We start from the raw sequence: 7682 nt of genomic DNA on the forward strand, positions 1-7682 counted from the left end.
ACAGGCTCAGAGCGTAGATGGCGGTCCCGAACACGATGACACGACCCAGCATGTGCCATCGAAGCCGTTCGCGCGACGCCCTGGGCATCACGATCTGTCCCATCAGGGTTTCACCGATCGGTACCACCGCAGCGCGCCCGTGTGCAGCGGCAGCGGATCGGTGAAGATCGCCGTCCTCGGGTCGACCAACTGGGCGGCGTGCACCTCGCGTCCGATCGCCTCGCGGTTCTCCATCACCGTCTCGGTCACCCGCCTGATCAGCTCCGGATCCTGCGACGCCCGGGTGACCAGCAGATTCGGCACCGCGATGGTCGGCGTCTCGGTCCCGCCGGGATAGGCGTCGGCCGGCACCACCGCCTCGCGGTACACCGGCCCGTAACGATCGCGCAGCTTGCCCGCGAGGTCGCCGAGTTGCACCAACCGCACCTGCCAGTGCTCGGCGAGATCGGAGACCGCGCCGGTGGGCAGCCCGCCGGACCAGAAGAACGCGTCGACGGTGCCGTCCCTGAGCCGCTCGGTGGCCTCGCCGATGCCGACCCGCACCGGGGTGATGGCCTGCTCCATGTCGCTCATGCCCACCTCGCTCAGCAGCCGGCGAGTGATCAACTCCACCCCCGAGCCGGGCAGCCCGACCACCACCCGACGCCCGCGCAGGTCGGTGATCTTCTGCACCGGCGAACCGACCGGCACCACGAGTTGCACGTAGTCGTCGTACAGCCGCGCCACCGCGCGCAACTGGTCCCGGTCGCCCGGTCCCAGGTCGGCCACCGCGTCGGCGGTGGAGATGCCGAAGGTGTCCACGCCCGCGACCACCCGACGCAGGTTCTCCACCGACCCTCCGCTGGCATCCACGCTCACCCGCACGCCCAGGTCCGCGGACAGCCGGGGCCGCAGCAGTTCGCCGTAGCGGTGGTACACCCCCATCGGCACCCCGGTGGCCAGCGAGACCGGCCCGCTCGGCGCCTGCCGGTCGTCCCGGCCGATCACCAGGTAACCCCCGACCAGGCAGAACAGCAGCAGCGTCGCCACCCCGGCCTGCACCAGGCGGGGGCGTCGCGCGTAGGCGTCGCGCAGGGAAACGGGGAGGAACGACAAGGAGGGCACGGCGGCGATATTGCCATGGAGGTCGGCCACACACGCCAGGAAGCAAACCCCGTACCCTGTCGGGTGTTATGACTGCGCGAAGCTATGAGGTCCGCACCTACGGGTGCCAGATGAACGTCCACGACTCCGAGCGGCTGTCCGGCCTTCTCGAGGAGGCGGGCTACGTCCGCGCGCCCAAGGGGGAGCCGGCCGACGTGGTCGTCTTCAACACGTGCGCCGTCCGGGAGAACGCGGACAACAAGCTGTACGGGAATCTGGGCCATCTCGCGCCCGCGAAGGCCGAACGCCCCGGGATGCAGATCGCGGTCGGCGGCTGCCTCGCGCAGAAGGACCGGGACACCATCGTGCGCAAGGCGCCGTGGGTCGACGTGGTCTTCGGCACGCACAACGTGGGTTCGCTGCCGGTGCTCCTGGAGCGGGCCCGGGTCGAGCAGGAGGCCCAGGTCGAGATCCTGGAATCGCTCGACGTGTTCCCCTCCACGCTGCCCACCCGCCGCGAGTCGGCCTACGCGGCCTGGGTGGCGATCTCGGTGGGCTGCAACAACACCTGCACGTTCTGCATCGTGCCCGCGCTGCGCGGCAAGGAGAAGGACCGCCGCCCCGGCGACGTGCTCGCCGAGATCGAGACGCTGGTCGGCGAGGGCGTGATCGAGGTCACCCTGCTCGGCCAGAACGTCAACGCGTACGGCTCCGACATGGGCGACCGCGAGGCGTTCTCCAAGCTGCTCCGCTCGTGCGGGCGGATCGACGGCCTGGAGCGGGTGCGCTTCACCTCGCCGCACCCGCGCGACTTCACCGACGACGTGATCGCCGCGATGGCCGAGACGCCGAACGTCATGCACCAGCTGCACATGCCGCTGCAGTCCGGGTCCGACTCGATGTTGCGGGCGATGCGCCGCTCCTACCGCCAGGACCGCTACCTGGGGATCATCGAGCGGGTGCGCGCGGCGATGCCCGACGCGGCCATCTCCACCGACATCATCGTGGGCTTCCCCGGGGAGACCGACGAGGACTTCGAGCAGACCCTGCACACGGTGCGCGAGGCCCGCTTCGCCGCCGCATTCACCTTCCAGTACTCCAAGCGCCCCGGCACCCCCGCCGCCACGATGGACGGCCAGGTGCCCAAGGAAGTGGTCACCGAGCGCTACCAGCGGCTGCTCGCGCTCCAGGAGGAGATCTCCTGGGCGGAGAACCGCACCCAGGTCGGTCGCACCCTCGAGGTGCTGGTCGCCGAGGGCGAGGGCCGCAAGGACCACGACACCGCGCGGTTGTCCGGGCGCGCCCCGGACAACCGGCTCGTGCACTTCGAGCGCCCCGCCGACGGCGTGCGGCCCGGCGACATGGTCGCGGTCGAGATCACCTACGCCGCGCCGCACCACCTGCTGGCCGAGCGCCCCCCGCTCGCTGTCCGGCGCACCCGCGCGGGCGACGCGTGGGAGCGCCGCACCTCGACCCCCGCGCCGAGCCCGGGCGTACTGCTCGGGATGCCGAGCATCGGCGCCCCGGTCACGGTGGGGGCGCCGTCGGCGCCGGCGGGTTGTTGCGACTGACCGGTGGGGCCGCGTTTGGGCCGTTCGGTCAGGACACGTTCCAGCCGAGCATCGCCGGCTGTTCACGCTCGTAGCCGAGGGTGGACAGCCGGGCGGTCTCCAGGCGGAACAGCCGGCCGTCCTCGGGCGGCAGGCCCAGCCAGCGGGCGGTGAGCACCCGGAGCAGGTGGCCGTGCGCGACCAGCACCGCGTCCTCGCCGCGCGCCAGCACCGGGCGCACCTTCTCCAGCACCCGGTCCACCCGCCGGCCCACGTCGGCGATCGACTCGCCGGGGTGGGCCGCGTCGCCGGGGATCACCCCGTCGCGCCACAACACCCAGCCGGGCACCCGCTCGCGGATCTGATCCGTGGTGATGCCCTCGTAGCCGCCGTAGTCCCACTCGACCAGGTCGGGTTCCGGGGTCCCGCCGGTGATCCCGGCCAGTTCGGCGGTCTGCCGGGCCCGGCTCAGCGGGCTCACCAGGGTCAACCCGAACTCGCGTCCGGCGAGCAGGTCGGCCACCGCCTTCGCCTGCGTCTCGCCCTCGGGGGTGAGCGGGATGTCGGTCAGCCCCGTGTGCCGCCCGGACCTGCTCCACTCGGTCTCACCGTGTCGCACCAGCATCAGTTCACGCATGTGATCCATCCCATCATGCGACCCGGGAGGCGTCGCGGCGGCCGCTTAGTACTCTCCCTGAATGCTCGTAGCCGCCGCGGTAGTCCCGTGCCCCCCGATGATCGTGCCCGAGCTGGCCCGCGGGGCCGTAGCGGAGCTGGACGCGCTGCGTGCGGCGTGCGATCAGGCGCTGGCCGCGCTGGCCGCGAGCGCGCCGGACCGGTTGGTGGTGGTGGGGGCGGGCCCCGTCGAGGCGACCCTCGGCGACGGCGGGATCGGCTCCTTCGCGCGGTACGGGGTCGACCTGGAGGTCACCCTCGGCGGCGGCGCGGACCACGAACTGCCGCCCGCGCTGGCCGTCGGCGCGTGGCTGCTCGGCCGTTCCCCGTGGGCCGCCGACCGGATCGCCGCGGGCACCGCCCCGAGCCCGGTGTCCGGCGCGGTGATCGCCGCCGACGCCGATCCGGCGCGCTGTGCGACGCGGGGTGCGGAGCTGGTCGCGGGAGCGGATCGGGTGGCGCTCCTGGTGGTGGGCGACGGGTCCGCGTGCCGGACCGAGAAGGCCCCCGGCTACCTCGACGCGCGCGCCGAGCCGTACGACGTCGCGCTCGCGGCGGCACTGGATGCGGCCGACCCGGCGGCGCTGGCGGCGCTCGACCCCGCGCTCGCCGACGAGCTGTGGGTGGGGGGCCGACCGGCGCTCCAGGTGTTGGCCGGGGCGACGGGCCCGGGCCGGAGCGGGCGGCTGCTGTATGACGAAGCGCCTTATGGCGTGGGGTATTTCGTGGCGCTGTGGTCCTGAGGCCTGAGGCCTGAGGCCTGAGGCACGCCTGACGGGTGACTGGTGGGAGGCCGCGGGCCGGCCGTCGGCCGCGCCGGTGGCGCCGCCGCCGTGCCCCGGTGCACGTGCCCCCGTGAACGCGACGGGCGGCGGTCACCGGATCCGGTGACCGCCGCCCGCTGTCCGACTCACGCGCCCGATGCCGCCGCGGGTTGCTTCCCGGCCGCCTCGGGCGCGGCGTCGCCGGTCTCGGCAGGCGCGTCCTCCGCGTCGGCGTCGTGGGCGACACCCGTGTCCGCCTCCTCCGGGGTCTGTGCCGCCTCCGCCGCGACGACCGCGTCCCCGGCGGTCCGGGGCGTCGGGGTGGCGACCGGTTCGTCGGTCTCGGTCGCGGCGTGCCCCTCGGCCGGCGTCCCGGGCCGGTCCTCGACCAGCGTGGCGGTGTCCGTGCCCGCCGTGTTGCCCGAGCAGCACGAGCCGCCCGTCTCCATCGTGTCGGGGCGCCGCTTGAACCAGTCGAAAACACTCACGTTTGCTCCTTGACCGTATGTCTGTGTCCGAGCTCAACGAGAGCGAACGTGGCCGGTCACGACCTTGCGCACGGCCGTACCGCAACGAGCGACGGCGCGCGCACGCCGGCGCGTGCCGGGACAGGCGCCGTCGTACCCCGCCGTGCGCGGCGACCGGTCGGCGATCCGGCAGACTTGGGGGGTGAGTCCCCGTGTCATTGCCGTCGTCGGTCCCACTGCGGCCGGAAAGTCCGATCTGGGGGTCGCCTTGGCCCGTGCGCTGGACGGGGAGGTGATCAATACCGACTCCATGCAGCTCTACCGAGGCATGGACATCGGTACCGCCAAGCTGACCGTCGCCGAGCGCGGCGGCGTCCCGCATCACCTGCTCGACGTGTGGGAGGTGACCAGCTCCGCCAGCGTGGCCGAATACCAACGCGACGCGCGGGCCGTGGTCGACGACCTGCTCGCGCGCGGGCGGACCCCGATCCTGGTCGGCGGCTCGGGGTTGTACGTCCGCGCCGTCCTCGACGACCTGGAGTTTCCCGGCACCGACCCGGAGATCCGGGCCCGCCTGGAGGCCGAGGCCGAGCGGGTGGGGCCCGGGCCGCTGCACGCGCGCCTGGCGGTCGCCGATCCGCCTGCCGCCGCGGTGATCCTGCCGAGCAACGCCCGGCGGATCGTACGCGCGCTGGAGGTCATCGAGCTGACCGGGCGGCCGTTCACCGCGACCCTGCCCACCCACCGCTCGCTCTACGACAGCGTGCAGATCGGGGTGGACGTTCCCCGGCCGGTGCTGGACGAGCGGATCACCACACGGGTGGACCGCATGTGGGCGGCGGGCCTGGTCGAGGAGGTGCGTGAGCTGGAGCGGGTCGGGCTGCGCGAGGGCCGCACCGCCTCCCGCGCGCTGGGCTACGCCCAGGTGCTGCGCATGCTCGCGGGCGAGTGCGGCGACGAGGAGGCCCGCGAGGACACGGTCCGCACCACGCGCCGGTTCGCCCGCCGCCAGGACACCTGGTTCCGCCGCGACCCGAGAATCGAATGGCTGGACCACACCCGCGCCGACCTGCTCGAAGCGGCCCTGGAAAAGGTGAGTGCTCCCTAGGTGTACTGCCCACCGGGCGGGTCGATGCGCGTCCGCTCCGCGCCGGGTGCGCGGTGGTGCGCACAACCGGGTGAACCTTGGCCCGGTCGGGGACTTGGGGGTGTTGCGGGTGGGGCCGGCGTGGCACGGTGGGGGTTCGTGACACACCGGAACCTGTTCGGGGGAGGCTGGTCGTGATTCGCTCGGTTCGTCGCGCCATGGCGTCGGTCGCGGCGCTGGGGCTCGCAATGACCATCCCGGGAGTGGCGTCCGCGTCGCCCGGTGAGCCGGCGCAGGCGCCGGCCAAACAACCCGTGGCCACCGGGTGGGGCGGCGCGGTGTCCAGCGTCGATCCCGACGCCACCCGGATCGGCCTGGACGTGCTGCGCCGGGGCGGCAACGCGGTGGACGCCGCGGTGGCCACGGCCGCCGCGCTGGGCGTGACCGAGCCGTACTCGTCGGGGATCGGCGGTGGCGGCTACTTCGTCTACTACGACGCGCGCAGTCGCAGCGTGCGCACCCTGGACGGGCGGGAGACGGCGCCCGCGAAGATGCGGGAGGACGCGTTCCTCGACCCCGCCACCGGGTTGCCCATCCCGTTCGACCAGGGGGTCAACTCCGGGCTTTCGGTGGGGGTTCCCGGCACGCCGCAGACGTGGAACACCGCGCTGCGCACGTGGGGTACGACCAGTCTGCGCTCCGCCCTCGAACCGGCTCGGCAACTGGCCGAGCGCGGGTTCGTGGTGGACCAGACGTTCCATGACCAGACCGCGGCGAACGCGTCCCGGTTCGACGACATCACGCCGACCGCGCAGTTGTTTCTGCCGAACGGGCAACCGCCGGTCGTGGGCAGCGTGTTCCGCAATCCGGACCTGGCCCGCACGTACGAGCAACTCGGTCGCAACGGCGTCGACTGGTTCTATCGCGGCGGCCTCGGCCGCGAGGTGGTGCGCACCGCGCAACAACCGCCGGTGGCACCGGGAGCCGACCGGGTCTTCCGGCCCGGACTGATCGAGAACGGCGACCTGGCGAACTACCGGATCCGGGAGCAGCGGCCGACCCACCTCGACTACCGGGGCCTGGACGTCTACGGCATGGCCCCGTCCTCGTCGGGCGGCTCCACCGTGGGCGAGGCGCTGAACATCCTGGAGACCACCGACCCGCGCACGCAGGACGAGGTCGCCGCGACGCACCACTACCTGGAGGCGTCGCGCCTGGCCTTCGCCGACCGCAACCGCTACGTGGGCGACCCCGCGTTCGTGGACGTGCCGCTCAAGGGCCTGCTCGCCGACGGTTTCGCCAAGGAACGCGCGTGCCTGATCGACCCGGACCACGCCGCGGTGAGCCCGGTGCCGCCGGGTGACCCGAAGCCGCCGTACGACCGGCCGTGCCGGGCGAGCGGCACGCCGGAGGCGACCGAGCCGATCGAGGGGTTGTCCACGACGCACCTGGTCACCGCCGACCGCTGGGGCAACGTGGTCTCCTACACGCTGACCATCGAGCAGACCGGCGGGAGTGCGATCACCGTGCCCGGACGCGGGTTCCTGCTCAACAACGAATTGACCGACTTCAACTTCGCGCCGCTGACCCCGGGCGTGTTCGACCCGAACCTGCCCGCGCCGGGCAAACGCCCGCGCAGCAGCATGTCGCCGACGATCGTGCTGCGCGACGGTCGGCCGTTCATCGCGGTGGGCTCGCCCGGTGGGGCGACCATCATCACCACGGTGCTCCAGGTGCTGACCGAGCGGCTCGATCGTGGCCTCTCGCTGCCGCAGGCGGTCGCGGCGCCGCGACTGTCGCAGCGCAACGGCGCGGCCACCGAGGTCGAACCGGGGGTGCCGGCGTGGTTGCGCACGGCGCTGGAACAACGCGGGCACGTGCTCAAGGCCAACCCGGAGATCGGCGCCGCGGCGGCGCTGGAATTCCTGCCCGGCGGGCGCGTCCAAGCGGTGGCCGAGCCCACCCGCCGGGGCGGCGGCGCGGCCGGCGTGGTGCACCCGGACCGATAACGGGCCAATGAAAACGCGCGAGCGGCCTCGGCGGAATCCGCCGAGGC

Annotated in this window: 7 protein-coding genes; 4 read left to right on the top strand and 3 right to left on the bottom strand. The window is 73.2% G+C overall.

The annotated features are described in order from the left end of the window. Window positions 1–102 precede the first annotated feature (102 nt). Window positions 103–1104: a TAXI family TRAP transporter solute-binding subunit gene (locus ACWGR4_RS24735; protein ID WP_452132325.1), complete on the bottom strand. Its 1002-nt coding sequence runs from the start codon at window positions 1102–1104 to the stop codon at window positions 103–105. 68 nt (window positions 1105–1172) lie between these two features. On the opposite strand from ACWGR4_RS24735, the gene miaB reads away from it, so the two are divergent. Continuing rightward, complete coding sequence (gene miaB / locus ACWGR4_RS24740) at window positions 1173–2654, top strand: tRNA (N6-isopentenyl adenosine(37)-C2)-methylthiotransferase MiaB (RefSeq protein ID WP_379995938.1); 1482 nt, start codon at window positions 1173–1175, stop codon at window positions 2652–2654. A 28-nt stretch (window positions 2655–2682) separates the two neighbouring features. On the opposite strand, the gene ACWGR4_RS24745 is transcribed toward miaB, so the two are convergent. Then, entirely contained in the window at window positions 2683–3270 is a 588-nt protein-coding gene (locus tag ACWGR4_RS24745) for a histidine phosphatase family protein (RefSeq protein ID WP_379995940.1), read from the bottom strand. A gap of 61 nt (window positions 3271–3331) precedes the next feature. Here ACWGR4_RS24745 and ACWGR4_RS24750 point away from each other — a divergent pair, with 61 nt between their 5' ends. Beyond that, window positions 3332–4051, top strand: a complete 720-nt coding sequence (locus ACWGR4_RS24750; RefSeq protein ID WP_379995942.1) for a class III extradiol ring-cleavage dioxygenase family protein — start codon at window positions 3332–3334, stop codon at window positions 4049–4051. 167 nt (window positions 4052–4218) lie between these two features. On the opposite strand, the gene ACWGR4_RS24755 is transcribed toward ACWGR4_RS24750, so the two are convergent. Beyond that, window positions 4219–4560 carry a hypothetical protein gene (locus tag ACWGR4_RS24755; RefSeq protein ID WP_452134106.1) on the bottom strand — a complete coding sequence of 114 codons (342 nt, stop codon included), beginning with the start codon at window positions 4558–4560 and terminating at the stop codon, window positions 4219–4221. Between the two features lie 181 nt (window positions 4561–4741). Between ACWGR4_RS24755 and miaA the strand changes: the two genes are divergently transcribed. Next, window positions 4742–5647 (top strand): tRNA (adenosine(37)-N6)-dimethylallyltransferase MiaA, encoded by a 906-nt coding sequence (gene miaA / locus ACWGR4_RS24760; RefSeq protein ID WP_452134105.1) that lies wholly within the window; start codon window positions 4742–4744, stop codon window positions 5645–5647. A 197-nt stretch (window positions 5648–5844) separates the two neighbouring features. After that, complete coding sequence (gene ggt / locus ACWGR4_RS24765; RefSeq protein WP_452134238.1) at window positions 5845–7635, top strand: gamma-glutamyltransferase; 1791 nt, start codon at window positions 5845–5847, stop codon at window positions 7633–7635. The last annotated feature ends 47 nt before the right edge of the window (window positions 7636–7682 follow it).

Source organism: Embleya sp. NPDC055664 (assembly GCF_053618075.1).